The sequence below is a fragment of the Streptomyces sp. CA-251247 genome, assembly GCF_050952975.1.
In the GTDB taxonomy this organism is placed as follows: domain Bacteria; phylum Actinomycetota; class Actinomycetes; order Streptomycetales; family Streptomycetaceae; genus Streptomyces; species Streptomyces achmelvichensis.
Genome location: NZ_CP191861.1, coordinates 1,302,011 through 1,317,893 on the forward strand (window position 1 = coordinate 1,302,011; position 15,883 = coordinate 1,317,893).

A 15,883-nucleotide genomic window follows, 5' to 3' on the forward strand; every position below is an offset into this window, starting at 1 on the left:
GCCGCTGCGCAGGTCAGGTCGTGGCGTGCTCGCGCTGCCGGTCGGCGCGGGCCAGTGCGTGTTCCACCACCGCCACGAGCACCATCTTGACCGACTCGCGGTCGCGGGCGTCGCACATCATCAGGGGCACCTCGGGGTCGAGGTCGAGTGCGGCCCGTACGGTCTCGCCGGGGAAACGGCCCGCGCCCTCGAAGCAGTTGACGCCCACCGTGAAGGGGATGCCACGGCGTTCGAAGTAGTCGATGGCCGCGAAGGAGTCCTCCAGCCTGCGGGTGTCGGCGAGCACGACGGCGCCGAGAGCACCCTGGGCCAGCTCGTCCCACAGGAACCAGAAGCGGTCCTGGCCCGGCGTACCGAAGAGGTACAGCACCAGGTCCTCGCGGAGCGTGATGCGGCCGAAGTCCATGGCGACCGTGGTGGTCGTCTTGGACTCGACGCCCGCGGTGTCGTCCACGGGCCGGCCCGCCTCGCTCAGCGTCTCCTCGGTGCGCAGCGGTCTGATCTCACTGACCGCACCCACCAGAGTCGTCTTGCCGACGCCGAACCCGCCGGCGACGAGGATTTTGAGTGTCACCGGCTCGACGGGAGGCTGCCGGCGGCTAGAGCGCCCGAAGACCATTGATCACCTCGCGGAGAATACTCACGTCCGGCAGTTCGGCCGGCGGAACGGGACGGGTCACATGCACGAGAGCGTCCTCGACGAGGTCGCCGACCAGCACCCGGACCACCCCGACGGGGAGATCCAGGGTGGCGGCGAGCTCGGCGATCGACTGCGGCATGTCGCCGCAGCGCTCGACGATCTCGACATGTTCCGGGGACAGGGACTGGTCCTGGCCGGGGTGGTCCGCCGCCGGCTCGGGAACGACCAGGGCGATCAGGTCGAGCCGGTGGCGGGTCGCACTGCTGGTGCGGCCCCGTGTCATGGCGTACGGGCGGACCACGGGGCCCGCTTCGGCGTCGAAGTAGTGGTGAGGGTGCTGGGCGTTATGAGTCGAGTCACTCATGCCGGGACACTCACCCTCCGGCGGCCGGACCGGACCGTGGCGCGGTGGCGAGGTGCACTCCGACCCGCTTGACCATCAGGGTCATCTCGTACGCCACGAGGCCGACATCGGAGTCGGCGTCGGCGAGGACGGCCAGACAGCTGCCGTCACCGGCGGCGGTGACGAAGAGGAAGGCCTCGTCCAGCTCCACCACGGTCTGGCGGACCTTGCCGGCGTCGAAGTGGCGGCCGACTCCCTTGGCGAGGCTGTGGAATCCGGAGGCGACGGCGGCCAGATGCTCGCTGTCCTCCCGGGTCAGCTCCCCCGAGGTGCCGGTCGCCAGACCGTCGCTGGAGAGCACAAGTGCCTTGCGGATGCTGCCGACGCGGTCCACCAGCTCGTCGAGAAGCCAGTTGAGCTCGCCGGATCCCTTGGCGACCGGGCGGCCGCCCACGGCGTCTGCTGCGGTGTGCGGTGCGGTCATCGACCGTCCCCCTCCGATGTGTTTCGTGGTGCCGGCCGGCCGGTACCGGTGGTCTGCCCGGCTTCGTCGGCCTCGTCTGCGTTCTGGAGGCGGCCGCGTTGCCAGCCTCGTTGCATGGAAGCCATGCGGTTGCGTACTTGTTCCGCGTCCCGTTCGACATCATCACGCACGTCCGGTGCCGGGCTCTGCCCCGACCCCTCCCTGAGCTGCGGGGCGAGGCTCGCCTGGCGGACCCGGCGCGGCAGGCCGTCGATCAGCCCGGGGGCCGGTGGCCCATCCTGAGGCGCGGGCGACGACCACGGTCCGGGGGATGCCGGCCGGAGCTCGTGGGCGGGCGGGGGCATGGGCTCGTTGCGCGAAGGCTCGGGGGCCGGGGCGGGGTGCGAGCGGCCCGGTTCGTCGACCCGGCGCCCGTGGTCGGTGACCAGCGTCGGCGGTTTGCGGCGGGGAAGCGACACGGGTCCCACCGTCCGTTCCGGCGCCGGCTCCAGCGCCTGTTGGTGCTGTTCCTCGGGGACCGGGCGCCGGCGGTCGCGGGACCTCGCCCGGAAGATGCCGCCGCGCTCGCTCTCGGAGTCACCGAGGTCGGCGAAGGCACCGGAGTCCCGTTCCGCGGGGCGGCCTTCGAAGCCCAACGGGTCGACGGGGCCCTCCAGTTCGACGGGTCCGTCGAGCAGCGCCGAGCCGTTCGCCCGGCCCGGTCCGGAGAGCGCCGACAGTTTGCCGTCGCTGCCGCGCCGGCCCGCCGCGCTCTCGCTCTTGCGGTCGAGCCGGAAGCCGGTGCCCTGCGTCTCGGGGGCGTCCGTGAGCAGCGCCGCCGGGATGAAGACGATGGCGGTCGTCCCGCCGTACGGCGACGGCTGGAGGGAGACCCGCACGTTCTGGCGCTGGGCGAGCCGGCTGACGACGAACAGGCCGAGGCGGTCGGTGTCGGAGAGCTCGAACTCGGGGGTCTCGGCGAGCCGGAGGTTGGCGTCGAGGAGTACCTCGGGCGCCATGCCGAGTCCGCGGTCGTGGATTTCGAGGGTGAAGCCGTTGGCGACGCGCTCGCCGTGCACCTGAACGCCGGTGTGCGGCGGCGAGAACACCGTGGCGTTCTCCAGGAGTTCGGCGATGAGGTGGGTGAGGTCGGCGACCGCGGGACCGCCGACGCCGATGCGGGGCAGTCGGCGCACCTCGATGCGCTCGTAGTCCTCGACCTCGGCGACCGCCGCGCGGACGACGTCCATGAGCTGGATCGGCTTGCGCCACTGCCGGGAGGGCGCGGCGCCGGAGAGGATCACCAGACCCTCGGCGTGCCGGCGCATACGGGTCGTGAGGTGGTCCAGGCGGAACAGGTCCGCGAGTTCCTCGGTGTCCTCGGTGCGGCGCTCCATGGTGTCGAGGAGCGTGAGCTGGCGGTGCAGGAGCACCTGGTTGCGACGGGCGAGGTTGACGAACACCTCCGAGACGCCGCGCCGCATGTCCGCCTGGCGCACGGCGGCCTCGACGGCCGCGCGCTGGAGGGTGTTGAGCGCCTGGCCGGCCTGGCCGATCTCGTCCTTGTCGTATTCGAGGCGCGGGGCCTCGGTCTCGACGTCGACGTGTTCGCCGGCCGCCAGCCTGCGCATGACGCTCGGCAGACGGACGCCGGAGACCTCATGGGCCTCCTTGCGCAGCCGGGACAGGTCACGGACGAGGTCGCGGCCGATGCGCACGGAGACGATCACCGAGACCAGCAGGGCGAGGAAGCCCAGGACGCCGGCGATGCCCGCGCGGACGAAGACGCTGTACGCGGCCGGGTCGACGCGGTCCTGGTAGCGCGCGCCGGCGGCATTGGCCTCACGCGCGAGTTCGTCGAGTACGGGGGTGGCGGCCGACTGCCAGTCGGCGGCCTCGGCGGCGGTCGCCTTCTTCTGCGGTCCGCCGGCGATGAGGCGTTCCTCGGCGTCGCGCAGGGCCGCGGTCTCGGGGCTTCGCCAGTACTGCTCGTAGATCCCGCGTTCCTGCGCGGGCAGGACCTCGAGGTTGATGTCGTAGTAGAGCTCGCGGTTGGCCACGAAGACGGAGAGCTTGCGGATCTCGTCGGCGCTGACCTTGCCCGTCGTCAGGGCGGAGGCGATGAGAGCGTCCTCACGGGACAGCATCTCCATCGCGCGGACGAGGCCGACCAGGGCGCGGCCCTGGCGTTCCATGCCGACGTCGTTGAGGGCGTGCAGGGTGGTCAGGAAGCGGAAGCCGGGGTCGACGATGCGGTTGTAGAACTCCAGGGCCTGGGCGCGCGAGACGGTGCCCGCCTCCACGGAGCGGCGCAGGGCCGCGAGGCCGTCGAGCCCTTCCAGCAGCGAAGAGAGCCTGGTGCGGCCGTCGGGCCGCATGTCCTCGCGGACTTCCTTCTTCTCCGCGTTCTGCTTGATCTTGGCCACGGCGGCGTCGGTGGCCGCGCGCCTCTCGCGGAGTGCGGGCAGCGCGTCGGAAGCACGGCGGTCCGCCAGATAGACGAGCGTCTGACGGCGTTCCTTCTGGATGACCTCGAGTGCGTCCTCGACCGGGTGACCGACCTGTTCGACCACCGAGCCGACATCGAGAAGCTGGTCCGCCTCCCGGCCGGTCAGTACGGTGGCGAAGCCCCAGAGAGCCGTCAGGGAGACGAGCGGCACCATCAACAACGCCACGATCTTCCGGCGGATGGACTTCCCGCGAAAGCGCATGGCCTCCCCCTGCTCAACCCCGCCCACGGCAGGCGGTGTTATCCGTCAACAAACGGCGCGAGCCTACTACTGTCACACAGACAACTCGAAGGTGCGTCCGGACGATTTTCAGCCTGCCCACGATGCGTTGATCACGGGTTGTCCTGGTATTCAAGGAGATGACATTCCCCGCGTGTCCCGCCCCACCTGGCGGCACGTCATGTTTCGGACCGTGGGAGATGGCTGGAATTCTTCGTTCTGCGGGAATCATCGCGCCTGGTCAATCGTCCTTCTGTACGGGGGCCCGCGGGGGCGCGTCCGCATCGGCGGACGGCGGATTCGGTTCAGCGCCCGGCCGTTCGCGGCCGGCACCGGTTGTTCATCTCCGTCGGCGCGCGCGACGTGCGGCTGCGTCCGTGTACGACGCGGCGCCGGAGTAAAGCAACGGAATCCGGGCAGCCACCCTGAAGCCGGACAGAAGTGGGGAGTGACAGTTCCATGGACACGGACGAGCGTCGCGGAGCGGTACGAGCGACGGGCCATGCGCAGGATTCGCCGCAACTCTGGGTCGAGGAGCCGGTGGCAAGACGGCGTATGGCGGATCCGGTTCGCACAGCGGCGGTCCGCGCGGTACTCATAACGTCCCTGACATTGATTCAGGCGATGATCGCCTTCCTCTGCACCCTTGCCGGTTCATGGCTGGCATTTCCGATGGTGCTCAGCTCTGTCGCCAGCACCGTGGTGGCGACCTGGGCGGTGCTGGACGTCTGGGTGACCCGTCAGGTGTGGAACCAACGCCATGGTGTGATCTCCGCACCGAGCAGCAGCGCGCGGCAACTGCGACGGGAGCGCCGTCGGGTGCGGCGGGCGGCCAAGGCGTCCGCCCGCGAGAGTGCGCGTATACGGCGGCAGAGCCGGGGCCGGCTGTCCCAGGCCTGAACAGCCGGGCCCCTGCGCGGTGTCGGGACCGCCGCCGTCAGCGGGCGGCCTCCGCCGCGGCGGGCGCAGGGTTCGCGGCGGAGTGCTCGGGTGAGGCGGGGTTCCCGGCCGAGGCGGGGTTCCCGGGCGGGACAGTGGTCTCGGGTTCCTGCTCCACCGCGGCGCGCTTGTACATCCTCGTCGCGGTGATCTCACCGTGGACCGTCTCGCCGGACGGGTCGTGCTGGGGCAGACCGGGCCGCAGGTGCTCCTCGACGCTGATGTACTTCAGCCCCGCCCGCAGATCGGCGTCGTTGCGCAGCCGGATGACGAGCGGGAACTCCGCGAGTGCCGTGGTGTCGAACAGGCCGGTCGTATACAGCAGTTGAACGCCGAGCGCATCGGACACCGCCCGCTGGAGCTCCAGCAGATAGGTGGCGTTCGCCCGGCCGATCGGGTTGTCGAGGAACAGGGTGCCCGCATGGCGGTGCCGGTCGCGGCCGCGGTCGTTGCTGCGCAGCGCGGCCATCGTGCAGTAGAGCGCGATGGCGGCCGTGAGCAACTGGCCGCCCGAGAACACATCCCCCATCTGACCCACCGGGACCCGCTCGGCGCGCAGCACGGCGTCCGGCTTGAGGATCTCCACGGCGATGCCCTTGGGCTCCAGCGCCGCCTGCACTCCGCGCAGCAGCAGCGACATACCGTCCCTGCGCCCCTCGCCGTAGGCCGCCGAGGAGTTCTTGCGCACGGCCGCGCGGGTCGCCTCGTCGATGACCTCTCCGAGCCGCTCGGCCAGCGTCGCCTGGTCCGGCTCCTCGAAGCGGATCCGCAGGAACTCCTGGCCGGACCACTCGCCGAGTCCCTCCGGCAGCCGGGAGAGCCGCTGGGCCGAGCGCAGCGTCGTCAGCGCCGACTCCACCAGGCCCCGCAGCCGGTCGACGATGGTGTCGCGGTTGCGCTCCAACTGCTCCAGCTCGTCGGTCAGTACCCGCAGGCGCGGCGCGAACGCCTCCGCCCACTTCGCCGCGTGCTCCGGCAGCGCGGAGGCCGGCAGCTCCCGGATCTGCTGCCGTGCGGGGGTGCGCACCTGCTCGTAGCGCGTGGAGTTGGCGTGCCGGACGAGGACGTCGCTCGCCTCCCGGACGGAGGTCTCGGCGGCGGACAGATCGGCGGCGCAGGAACGCAGGGAGCGGCGTGTCTCGGCGGCGGACTGGCGGGCCTCCGCCAGGCTGCCCGGGTACGGCTCGGGGGTCTCCTCGCCCTCCTCGTCGTGCTGCTCACGCAACAGGTCGCGCAGCAGGGCCGCGGCCTCCTCGAAGCCTCCCCTGGCGTCCTCGGACGCCCGGTGGGCCTGGAGCAGGCTCGCATGCACGTCTCGGGCCGTCTCCAACGCGTCCGTACGCGAGGCGAGTTCGGCGGTCGCGGTACGCAGCAGGGTCTGTGCCTGTTCGGCGTCGGCCGGGACCAGCTCGTCGGGGAGCTCGGTGTGGGCGTCGCCGTCGGCCGGTGCCAGTCGTTCCGCCTCACCGCGCAGCCGGCCCAGTTTCTCGCTGGCCTCCGTCGCCCGTGACTCCAGCATCTGCACCAGCGACTCGGCGCGGGCGGCCGCGGCCTGGCGGGACGGTCCGTCGGCGCCGTCCGTGCCCTCCAGGAGCTGGGCGGCGCGGGTGCGGACCTTGTTGGTGAGCCGGTCGAGCTCGGCGAGGGCGGCGCTCTCGTCGCTCTCGGCCCGGGCCTGCTCGGCGCGCAGGTCGGCGCCGACGCCGACCTTCTCGTACAGCTGGGAGGCGGCGCGGTAGGCCTCGCGCAGGGCGGGGAGCGCGGCACGCGCGGCGTCCTCGTCCGGCTCCGGCAGATTCTCGGGTGCTCCCGCGATCTCGGCGCGTTCGGCCCGCAGAGCGCGGGCCGTACGGCGGGCGTCGTCACCGGCCCGCTGGGCGGCCCTGCGGTCCTCGTCCGCGGCCTTCGCGCGCTCCAGACAGGTGGCGGCCCTGGCCTCGGACTCGGCGGCCTCGTCGGCCAGTTCGCGCAGTTTCACCTGCCAGCCGGCCCGCTCCCGCAGCCGGAACGCGAGGCCGGCGAGGGCGTCGGCGACCCGGCGGGCGCGCTGGGCGGTGTCCTGGCGTTCGTCACGGACGCGCGCGGCATCGGCCGCCGCCTCGTCCGCCTCGGCGCGGACGGTCCGCGCCTCCGACAGTTCGGCCTGCGCCTCTTCCGCGGTCTCGCGGGCCGCGTGTGCGGCCTGCGCCAGCTCGGCGAGCATGCCCGGCGGGCAGTCCGCGCGCCACGATCCGATGCGGGCGGCGAGGGACCGGTCCGCTGCGAGCCGGGCGGCGAGCGCCCGGATCTCCTCGTCCCGGGCGGCGGCCCGTGCGCGCAGCGCCTGCCGCTCCTCGTCGGCCGCGTGCTCGTCGTGCATCGCGGGGTTCGGCGGTACGAGGAAGACACCGCTGCCGTCGTCCTGGCCGGTGCCGGGTCCGGGCACCGGTGCGAGCAGCGCGGCGGCCGTGCCGACGGCGACCGCGGAACGGGGCAGCAGCGCGGCCCCGGTGAGGACCTCACGGGCGCGGGCGTGCGAAGCGGGATCGGTGATCACCACTCCGTCGACGAGCTCGGGCCGCGCGGCGAGGACGGCGGCGTGGTCGGCGGGGTCGACGGCCTGCGCGAGGTAGCGCCAGCCGGGCAGAGCCGGAACGCCGTGCTCTCCCAGGTACTCGACGGTGGCGAGGACGTCGGGGCCGGGCGGCAGCAGGCCTCCGTCGCCGAGCGCCCCGAGGATCCGGGTGTCGTCGGCCGCGACGGTCCGCAGGTCGAAGAGCTGGCGCTCGGCGGAGGCGACGTACTGGTCGAGCAGTTCGTGGAGTTCGTCGGCGTACCGGTCCAACTCCTCGGTGGTGAGGGGACCTTCGGCGGGCCGGGCGGTCCGTGTGACGGGACCGGCGGGACCCTGCGAGGACGCCTCGGCGCTGCCCGGTTCCGACGCGGTGTCCGCCCCCGCGGTGTCGTCACCTGCGCTGCGTGCTGACGTACCCGCGTTGTCGACCGGGCCGTCCTCATCGGGACCCGAACCCGCTCCGTACGGCTCGGTCGGCGCAAGCGCTCCCCCGCGACCGGCGTCCGCGCCGGCCGTGCCACGGCGGGGCGACGGCACGGTCGCGGCCGAGGCCGGGGCCTGTGCCGTCGGGGGCAGACTGAGGAGTTCCGCGAGGCGGTCGTCCTCCGCGATGGCGTCCGCCGCGCGGCGCTCCGCCTCGTAGGCGTTCTCCGCGGCCTCGGCCGCGTCCGACGCCCGGGCCGCCGCCAGTTCGGCGCGGGACTCCGCCGCGGCCGCCTCCCGTGCGCGGTCCGCCGTGGCGCGTCCCGCCTCGCGGGCCGTGTCCCATCCCGCGACCGCCGTCTTCTCCGCGTCGCTCGCCGCCAGTGCGGCGCGCGCCGGGTCGGCGTCCGGGGCCGTGTCGTCGAGCCAGCCCGCGCGTACCGCCTCGGCCGTTTCCTGCTCGACCTCGCTCAGCCGCTGCCTCAGGTGGCCGATCTCGCTGCGTGCGCGCTGCGCCTCGGTCGCGGCCGCTGTCGCGTCGCGGTGGGCGGCCTCGCCGGTCTCCTGGAGGGCGGCCGACCGCTCCTCCTCCTCGTTGGCGACCCGCTCGCCGGCTTCGGCCGCGGAGTGCAGCGCCCGCACGAGGTCGGCGGCGGCCTTGGCGCGGGCGGCGAGCGCGGGGGCGGCGTCGCGTTCGGCCTCGCGGATGGCGACGGCGACACGGGCCGAGCGGTCGGAGGCGGCGCGGTGGCGCAGCACCGCCTCCGCCGCCTGCCATGCGGAGTGCAGCGTGCGGGCGTCCATCAGCTCGCGCCGCTGGGCTGCCGCGCCCTTCTCGGCGACGGTCAGCGCCAAGGATGCGTGCCGGTAGGCCAGTTCGGCCGCGATCAGGGAGCTGCGACTGCGGGCCTGCTCAGCATCAGTGACCGTGTGCGCGGCGGCGGTGACCTGCTCGGTCAGCTCCGCCGTGCGGCCGCGCTCCAGCTCGGCCCGTGCGGAGAGCCGGCGGGCGAGCGTACGCGTGCGACGCTCGGCTCCGGTGTGGATCTCGCGGGCTCGCGTACGCGCCTCGGCGGCCTCAACGATCCGGCCGAGCAGGTCGGCCGATCCGGCGGTGAAGTCGCGCTCGGCGGTCAGCTCGGCCCGGCGGCCGAGTTTGTTGCCGAAGCTGCTGACGAGGTCGGCGAGGCCGTCCGTGTCGCGGGTGTCGGTGACGGCCCGCAGCAGCAGGTCCGTGAAGTCGGAGTCCTTCTTGACCGCGAAGAGGCCCGCGGCCTCGCCCTCGTCCGCGTTCATCTCCCGCTGGTAGCGGAACAGTTCGGGATCGAGGCCCACCTCGCCGAGGTGCTCGTTCCAGCGGTCGTGGATCTCCTCCCAGTAGACGTCCAGGTGCGGGTACACCTTCGCCGCCTCCGTGATCGCGTCCCGGAAGCCCTTCATGGTGCGACGGCGGCCCTGTGCGCCGGAGACACCTTCGACCGGGGGGCGTACCACCGAGGACTCGGCGACGGGCAGGGAGTCGAGGCTGAGACCCGGGCCGGGCCGGAAGGAGTACCAGGCCTCGGCGAACTTCCTCGGGTCGTTGGAGACCTGGCGTCCCCGCCACTCGCTCACCTTGCCGACCACGATCAGCTCGCCCGTGAGGGTGTGCTGCCACTCCAGCGCGACGTGCCCGCAGTCGTCGGCGAGCAGGAACTTGCGCAGGACTCCTGAGCTCGCGCCGCCGAGCGTGTTGCGGTGACCGGGCAGCATCACGGAGAAGATCAGCTTCAGCAGGACGGACTTGCCGCCGCCGTTCTCCAGGAAGAGCACGCCGGCGGGGGCCGGACGGCGGGGCGGACCGGCCGGCTCCTCCTCGAAGAACTCGGCCTGCGTCGGCGCGGGGTGGGGCACCGGCGCGCCGACCCCGCGCAGATCCAGCACGGTGTCGGCGTAGCGCGCACCGGCGGGCCCGATGGAGTAGAGGCGAACGCGGGACAGCTCGTACATGGCGGACTCTCGTGGTCGGCAGGCGGATGGGCGGGGCGGGTGGCGGGGGCCGTGGTGGAGGGCCGACGGGTCAGGTGTGGAAGGGGAGTCCGGCGTCGGCGGCCAGCTCCAGCCCGTCCGCGTCGGGCGGTGGTACGAGGGTGGCGGTGCCGTCGCTGACCGGGACGACGCCCAGTTCGAGCAGTTCGGCCATGGCCGCGCTGCCCGCCAGGTCGCGGACCTGCAACTGGTACCGGGCGGTGGTGCGATAGGCGCCGCCGGCGTCGTCGCCCGTGCGCTGGAGGAAGCCGGAGTCGGTGAGGAAGGCGACGGCCTTGCCGATGATGCCGGTGGTGGATCCGGCGAGTCGTCGTGCGTCCTTGGTGGCGCCGGTGGCGCTGCGGCGGGCGTAGACGCGCCAGGCGGCCTCGAGACCCGGCTCGTCGGTGGCCGGGTCGGTGTTCTCGCCCTCGGCGTCGGCGCGCTCCTCGAGACGGCTGCACGCCTGCCGTACGAAGGCGTCGACGCCGTTGACGGTGATCCGGCCGATGTATCCGTCGTCGGCGAGGTCCTCGGGGCGCGGGAACGCCATGGCGGCGACGGCGAGATGGGCCAGACCGTGCAGGAAGCGGTCCGCCGAGTCGGCGGTGGCGCGGCGGGCGTAGTCGCCCATGCGGACGGCGAACACCGAGTCCTCGCCGGCCGTGACCGCCATGCCGGCGCGCGGGGAGACTTCGAGGACGACAAGACCGAGGCCCGTGGCGACGGCGTCGGCGAGGCGGGCGAACGCGGCCTCCTCGCGGTAGCGGCGCAGCAGTTCGGCGTACTCGGCGTCGCGCGCGGGCAGCAGCTTGGGCTGGAGTCCGAAGGAGACCAGACGTGCCGCGTCGGCGGCGTCGGCGGGGGTGACCGTGGCCTGCGCGGCCGGGACGGGTGTCTCGTGGACGTCCGCCTCCCGCCATGCGTGCTGCTCGGCCTGGTTGTCGGTCACTGGTGCTCCTGCGCAATCGTGGTGGTGGTCGCGGGCCGGGATGCGGATGCGGATACCGCAGCGGATCCGGGGCGCCGGCCCGCAGGTGGGGTCTCCCCTCCATGGAGAGCCGGACCTCGCGCCGCCCCGGGCGCGGCCGGAACGGGACCTCGCGCCGCCCCGGACGCGGCCGGAGAGGGCTGAGCGAGGGTCCTCATGCCGCCTCCGTGCGGTCCGCCGTCATACCCGCCGCGTCCAGCAGTGCCGTCCCCACTATCAGGTCCGCACCGCCGAACTCGGGGTCGTCCAGCTCGGTGCCGTCGTCGACCGCGAACAACAGCCGCTCCTCGCCCTGGCGGTAGGCGGTGCCGACCGGGGGGCTCGCCGCGTGTATGGCCAGCAGCGCGACCAGGTAGGGCAGTTCGGGATCGCGGCGGCGCGCCTCGGCGAGCAGGCCGGACAGCCGGCGCGGCGCGTCGTGCTCCAGGTCGAGCAGCTCCATCGCACTCGCCAGCTGTTCCTCGCTGAAGCGGCTGTCGTCCGGGGTGGCGATCAGATCGGGCTCGGGCATCTCCGCGCCGAGGTGCTCGCGTTCCAGGGGCGGCGTCAGCAGCATCTCGACGAGGTCGCCGACCCGTACGGAGGACGGGGTGCGCAGTCCGGTGCCGCGGGCGAAGAACGCGTCCGTGACCCGGATCGCCGACCGCAGCGGCAGCGGCAGCACCGGGGTGACGAGCTGTCCGTAGAGATCGAGTCCGGTGCGCGCGGTGGGACGGGCGAACGCCTGCCGGTCCTGTTCGGCACGGAACAGGGGCCCGGCCTCCAGGAGTCGGGACTGCAACTGGGTGTGGCGGCGGATGCAGTCCTTGACGATGTCGACGAGTTCGGCCGCGCGGCGCTTGTGCTCCGGGTCCTCGGCCTCGTCGCGTGCCTTGCGGATGTTGGTGAGGATCGCGTTCTCGTGGCGGTACCGGTCGGCGACGTGGTCCAGCGCTTCGGCGATCATGTCGGGCACGGCGTTCAGCCAGTCGACCGCGCGGACGTTGCGGCGGGTGGCGTCCAGCGTTCTGCGGAGGGTCTCGGCGTACTGCACGGTGCGGTACCGCGCCTGTTCGGCGGCGAGCTGGGCGTCGGCGAGCCTGCCCCGGCTGATGAGGACTTCGAGCTTGACCTCCGCCGCGATCTGCGCGCTGGTGACGTCGGTGTCGAGCGCGCCGACCAGGACGTTGACCGCTTCGTCGGTGGTGCGGAGGTAGACGCTGCCGCCGTGGCCCGGGACTTCCTCGATGAGTTTGAAGTCGTAGTCGCGGCGGGTGTAGATGCCGTCGGTGCCGAAGGTGCCGTAGACCGCGCGGAAACCGCGGTCCACACTGCCCACGTTGATCAGGTTCTCCAGCACCCAGCGCGCGACGCGCTCATGCTCGGCGACGGGTCGCTGCGGTGCCTGGGCGCCGATGCGCGGCAGCAGCCTGGCGACGATCTGGTCGTGGTCGGCGCCGGTGTCGAAGTCCATGTTGAGCGTGACGAGGTCGATGGCGGACAGCGCCACCTCCGCCATCGCGTAGACCGTGTACTCCCCCGCGAGATTCGCCTTGCGGGCGTCCAGGTCGTGCAGCGGCGCGGTGCACGCGAGCGCACGGAGCCGCCGCGCGAGCCCTTCGTCGGCGGCCGGGCCCTGCGCGGGCCGCGGCGCCGCGCTGAGCTGGGGCGGAACGAATTCCGTCGAGGCAGGCGAAGTCACGCTGCACAGATTAGGTCCTCGCACCGACAACGGTCGAAACGACGCAGAAGCGACCGCGGCACCGGGGCCGCGGTCCGGGGGGCCGGGTCCGCGACGCCCGGCCCTGTGCCCGGCGTGACTACGCTCCCTCGCCGTCCTCGTCCGCGACGAGGTCGGCATAGGTCTCCACCATCTGGGTGCGGGAGTCCTCGAGATAGTCGGTGAGCAGCCGTTCGGCGGCGGTGCGGTCACCGGCCTGGAGCGCGTCGAGAATGGCGCGGTTGCGGACGAGGTAGGGCTGATGCAGCCGTCGGGGGTCGTCCACCACATGGAAGGCGAGCCGCAGTTCGGCGAGCACGCTGCGCATCAGTTCGTCGGTGCGGGCACTGCCGGCAAGAGCGACCAGTTCGCGGTGGAAATGGATGTTTGCGGTGGAAACGCCCTTCCAGTCCCTTTCGCGCTCGGACCGTTCACCGCCGGAGACCGCGGCTTCGAGCCGTTCGACGGCGTACGGCGGCTCGCCGAGGCCGTGCACGACGGCGCACTCGACGAGGAGGCGGGTGCGGTAGATGTCCATGACGTCCTGGACGGCGAGCATCCGCACGAAGACGCCGCGGTTGAGCTCGTGGACGAGCAGCCGTTCGTGGGTGAGCAGCCGGAACGCCTCGCGCAGGGTGTTGCGCGATACGCCGAGCGCCTTGCCGATGCTGTCCTCCGAGAGCCGCTCCCCCGGTGGGAAATAGCCCTCCGCGATCCGGGTCCGCAGGATGTCCGCGACCCGTTCGGCCGTGCTGGTGCGGCCCAACAGCGGCCGGTCGTCCGCCAGTCCGCCGACCTCGGGCTCCGTCGTCCCCACAACACCCCTCTCTCCGTCGCCGGCGGCTCCCGGCGATGCGCGAGCTCCATCGTAGAAGGAAGAACGACCCGACATGACTCTTGTCGGATCGTTCAACAATCCCCTACCTTGGCGCTACCGCACAGTCGCCAGCACCCTCTCCCCCTCTGCGAGGTGCAGATGAGTACGACCCAGGCACAGTCGAAGCAGGGCGAGCTCCCCGAGGACACCGGCGCCTTCGCCTGGCTGCGGGCGCTCGGCCCCGGCGGCCGCCGCGCCTTCGGCGGCGCGTTCGGCGGATACGCCCTCGACTCCTACGACTACTTCACGCTGCCGCTGAGCATGGTGGCGATCTCCGCGTACTTCGCCCTCGACAACGGACAGACCGGACTTCTCACCACTGTCACCCTGGTGGTCTCCGCGGTGGGCGGCGCGCTCGCCGGAATCCTGGCCGACCGCATCGGCCGGGTGAAGGCCCTGATGATCACGGTGATCACCTACGCGGTCTTCACCGTGGCCTGCGGCTTCGCCCCCAACTACGAGACACTGATGGTCTTCCGGGCCCTCCAGGGCCTCGGCTTCGGCGGCGAGTGGGCGGTCGGCGCGATCCTGGTCGCCGAGTACGCCGCCCCCAAGCACCGCGGCCGTACCCTCGGCGCCGTCCAGAGCGCGTGGGCGGCCGGCTGGGCGCTCGCCGTGATCGTCTACACCCTGGTCTTCGCGTTCCTCGACGCGGACACCGCATGGCGCGTGATGTTCTGGACGGGCGCGCTGCCCGCCCTGCTGGTGATCTATGTACGGCGCCATGTCAAAGACGCTCCCGAAGCCGCCGCCCGGCGCAACGCCAGCACCGAGCGCGGTTCCTTCGGGGCCATCTTCAAGGGCGACCTGCTGCGGACGACACTCTTCGCCACGCTGCTGTCGACCGGTGTCCAGGGCGGCTACTACACGCTCGCCACCTGGGTCCCCACGTATCTCAAGACCGAGCGGGGGCTGACGGTCGTCGGCACCGGCGGCTATCTCGCCTTCCTGATCTCCGGCGCCTTCCTCGGCTATCTCACCGGCGGCTATCTCACGGACCGCATCGGCCGCAAGAACAACATCACGCTCTTCGCCGCCCTCTCGGCGGCCGGGATTCTCGCCTACACGAACATTCCCTCCGGAGCGAACGGCCTGCTGCTCGTTCTCGGCTTCCCGCTCGGGTTCTGCATGTCCGCGATCTTCAGCGGCTTCGGCTCCTTCCTCAGCGAGCTCTACCCGACGGCCGTACGCGGCACGGGCCAGGGCTTCACCTACAACAGCGGCCGCGCGGTCGGCGCCTTCCTGCCCACGCTGGTGGGCTTCCTGTCCGACAGCTGGGGTGTGGGTGGCGCGCTCATCCTCGGCGCCGCGGGCTACGCGCTGGCGGTGGTGGCGCTGTTCGGCCTCCCGGAGACGCGCGGCAGGGAGCTGCTGTGACGGCGTACAGCGCGCCCCCCGAGCCCCTCGACGGGCGCGCGTGGAGCCCGGCCGAGGCCCGCACACGGTTCCGTTCCGGGCTGAGCGGACCGACCGCGGGCATGGTCCCCGGCCATGCACAGGCCAATCTGATCGCGGTCCCCGCCGACTGGGCGCACGATGTGCGGGAGTTCTGCCGGCACAATCCGAAGCCCTGTCCGGTACTCGACGAGACCGACGCCGGTTCCTGGTCCACCGCGCTCGCACCGGACGCGGACCTGCGCACGGATCTGCCGCGCTACCGCGTGTGGGAGCACGGCGAACTCGTCGACGAGCCCACCGATGTCGTCCAGTGGTGGCGCGAGGACCTCGTGTCGTTCCTCATCGGATGCAGCTTCACCTTCGAGTGGGCTCTGTCGGCGGCCGGGGTCCCGTTGCGCCATGTCGAGCAGGGCCGCAACGTCCCGATGTACGTGACCGACCGGCTCTGCCACCCCGCGGGACGGCTGCACGGACCCATGGTCGTCTCCATGCGTCCCGTACCGCCCGGGCACCTCGCCGCGGCGGTGAGCGCCAGTGCGGCGATGCCCGCGGTCCACGGCGCCCCGGTGCACAGCGGAGACCCGGCGGAGCTCGGCATCAAGGACCTGGACCGCCCCGATTTCGGTGACGCGGTGGTCCCGGAGCCGGGCGACATCCCGGTGTTCTGGGCCTGCGGTGTCACCCCGCAGGCGGCGGTGATGGCCTCACGGCCGCCGTTCGCGATCACCCACGCACCGGGCCGGATGTTCATCACGGACGTCCGCGACGAGCAGTACCGCGTGGCCTGAACCCGCGGCCCGACCGCGTGAACCGAGCAGAG

11 protein-coding genes are annotated in these 15,883 nt (G+C 72.5%); 3 read left to right on the plus strand and 8 right to left on the minus strand.

Going from position 1 to position 15,883, the window contains the following annotated elements; genetic code table 11:
* Positions 1-13 precede the first annotated feature (13 nt).
* The 4 genes from ACQPWZ_RS05635 to ACQPWZ_RS05650 are packed head-to-tail and all read right to left on the minus strand — an operon-like array spanning position 14 to position 4,157.
* The gene (locus tag ACQPWZ_RS05635; RefSeq protein ID WP_356704528.1) at positions 14-619 is read right to left on the minus strand and encodes a GTP-binding protein; all 606 of its coding nucleotides are present in this window, start codon (positions 617-619) and stop codon (positions 14-16) included.
* Positions 600-1,004, minus strand: coding sequence for a DUF742 domain-containing protein (locus ACQPWZ_RS05640; protein WP_313947556.1), 405 nt, complete (start codon positions 1,002-1,004; stop codon positions 600-602). Before ACQPWZ_RS05640 ends, ACQPWZ_RS05635 begins: the two co-directional genes overlap by 20 nt.
* Positions 1,005-1,014: 10 nt before the next feature.
* Positions 1,015-1,467, minus strand: coding sequence for a roadblock/LC7 domain-containing protein (locus ACQPWZ_RS05645; RefSeq protein WP_313947555.1), 453 nt, complete (start codon positions 1,465-1,467; stop codon positions 1,015-1,017).
* Positions 1,464-4,157, minus strand: a complete 2,694-nt coding sequence (locus ACQPWZ_RS05650) for a nitrate- and nitrite sensing domain-containing protein (protein ID WP_433570819.1) — start codon at positions 4,155-4,157, stop codon at positions 1,464-1,466. Before ACQPWZ_RS05650 ends, ACQPWZ_RS05645 begins: the two co-directional genes overlap by 4 nt.
* Positions 4,158-4,634: 477 nt before the next feature.
* On the opposite strand from ACQPWZ_RS05650, the gene ACQPWZ_RS05655 reads away from it, so the two are divergent.
* Positions 4,635-5,075: a hypothetical protein gene (locus ACQPWZ_RS05655; protein WP_340472014.1), complete on the plus strand. Its 441-nt coding sequence runs from the start codon at positions 4,635-4,637 to the stop codon at positions 5,073-5,075.
* A 37-nt stretch (positions 5,076-5,112) separates the two neighbouring features.
* On the opposite strand, the gene ACQPWZ_RS05660 is transcribed toward ACQPWZ_RS05655, so the two are convergent.
* The 4 genes from ACQPWZ_RS05660 to ACQPWZ_RS05675 form a co-directional block, all read right to left on the minus strand.
* Positions 5,113-10,080, minus strand: a complete 4,968-nt coding sequence (locus ACQPWZ_RS05660) for a hypothetical protein (protein WP_433570820.1) — start codon at positions 10,078-10,080, stop codon at positions 5,113-5,115.
* 70 nt (positions 10,081-10,150) lie between these two features.
* Positions 10,151-11,050 carry a hypothetical protein gene (locus ACQPWZ_RS05665; protein ID WP_433570821.1) on the minus strand — a complete coding sequence of 300 codons (900 nt, stop codon included), beginning with the start codon at positions 11,048-11,050 and terminating at the stop codon, positions 10,151-10,153.
* Positions 11,051-11,243: 193 nt separating this feature from the next.
* Positions 11,244-12,770: a hypothetical protein gene (locus ACQPWZ_RS05670; RefSeq protein ID WP_405568371.1), complete on the minus strand. Its 1,527-nt coding sequence runs from the start codon at positions 12,768-12,770 to the stop codon at positions 11,244-11,246.
* Between the two features lie 118 nt (positions 12,771-12,888).
* Positions 12,889-13,605 (minus strand): GntR family transcriptional regulator, encoded by a 717-nt coding sequence (locus tag ACQPWZ_RS05675; protein WP_327685283.1) that lies wholly within the window; start codon positions 13,603-13,605, stop codon positions 12,889-12,891.
* Positions 13,606-13,764: 159 nt separating this feature from the next.
* Here ACQPWZ_RS05675 and ACQPWZ_RS05680 point away from each other — a divergent pair, with 159 nt between their 5' ends.
* The gene (locus ACQPWZ_RS05680) at positions 13,765-15,042 is read left to right on the plus strand and encodes an MFS transporter (RefSeq protein WP_356704534.1); all 1,278 of its coding nucleotides are present in this window, start codon (positions 13,765-13,767) and stop codon (positions 15,040-15,042) included.
* Complete coding sequence (locus ACQPWZ_RS05685) at positions 15,039-15,851, plus strand: putative hydro-lyase (RefSeq protein ID WP_433570822.1); 813 nt, start codon at positions 15,039-15,041, stop codon at positions 15,849-15,851. Before ACQPWZ_RS05680 ends, ACQPWZ_RS05685 begins: the two co-directional genes overlap by 4 nt.
* Positions 15,852-15,883: the final 32 nt, after the last annotated feature.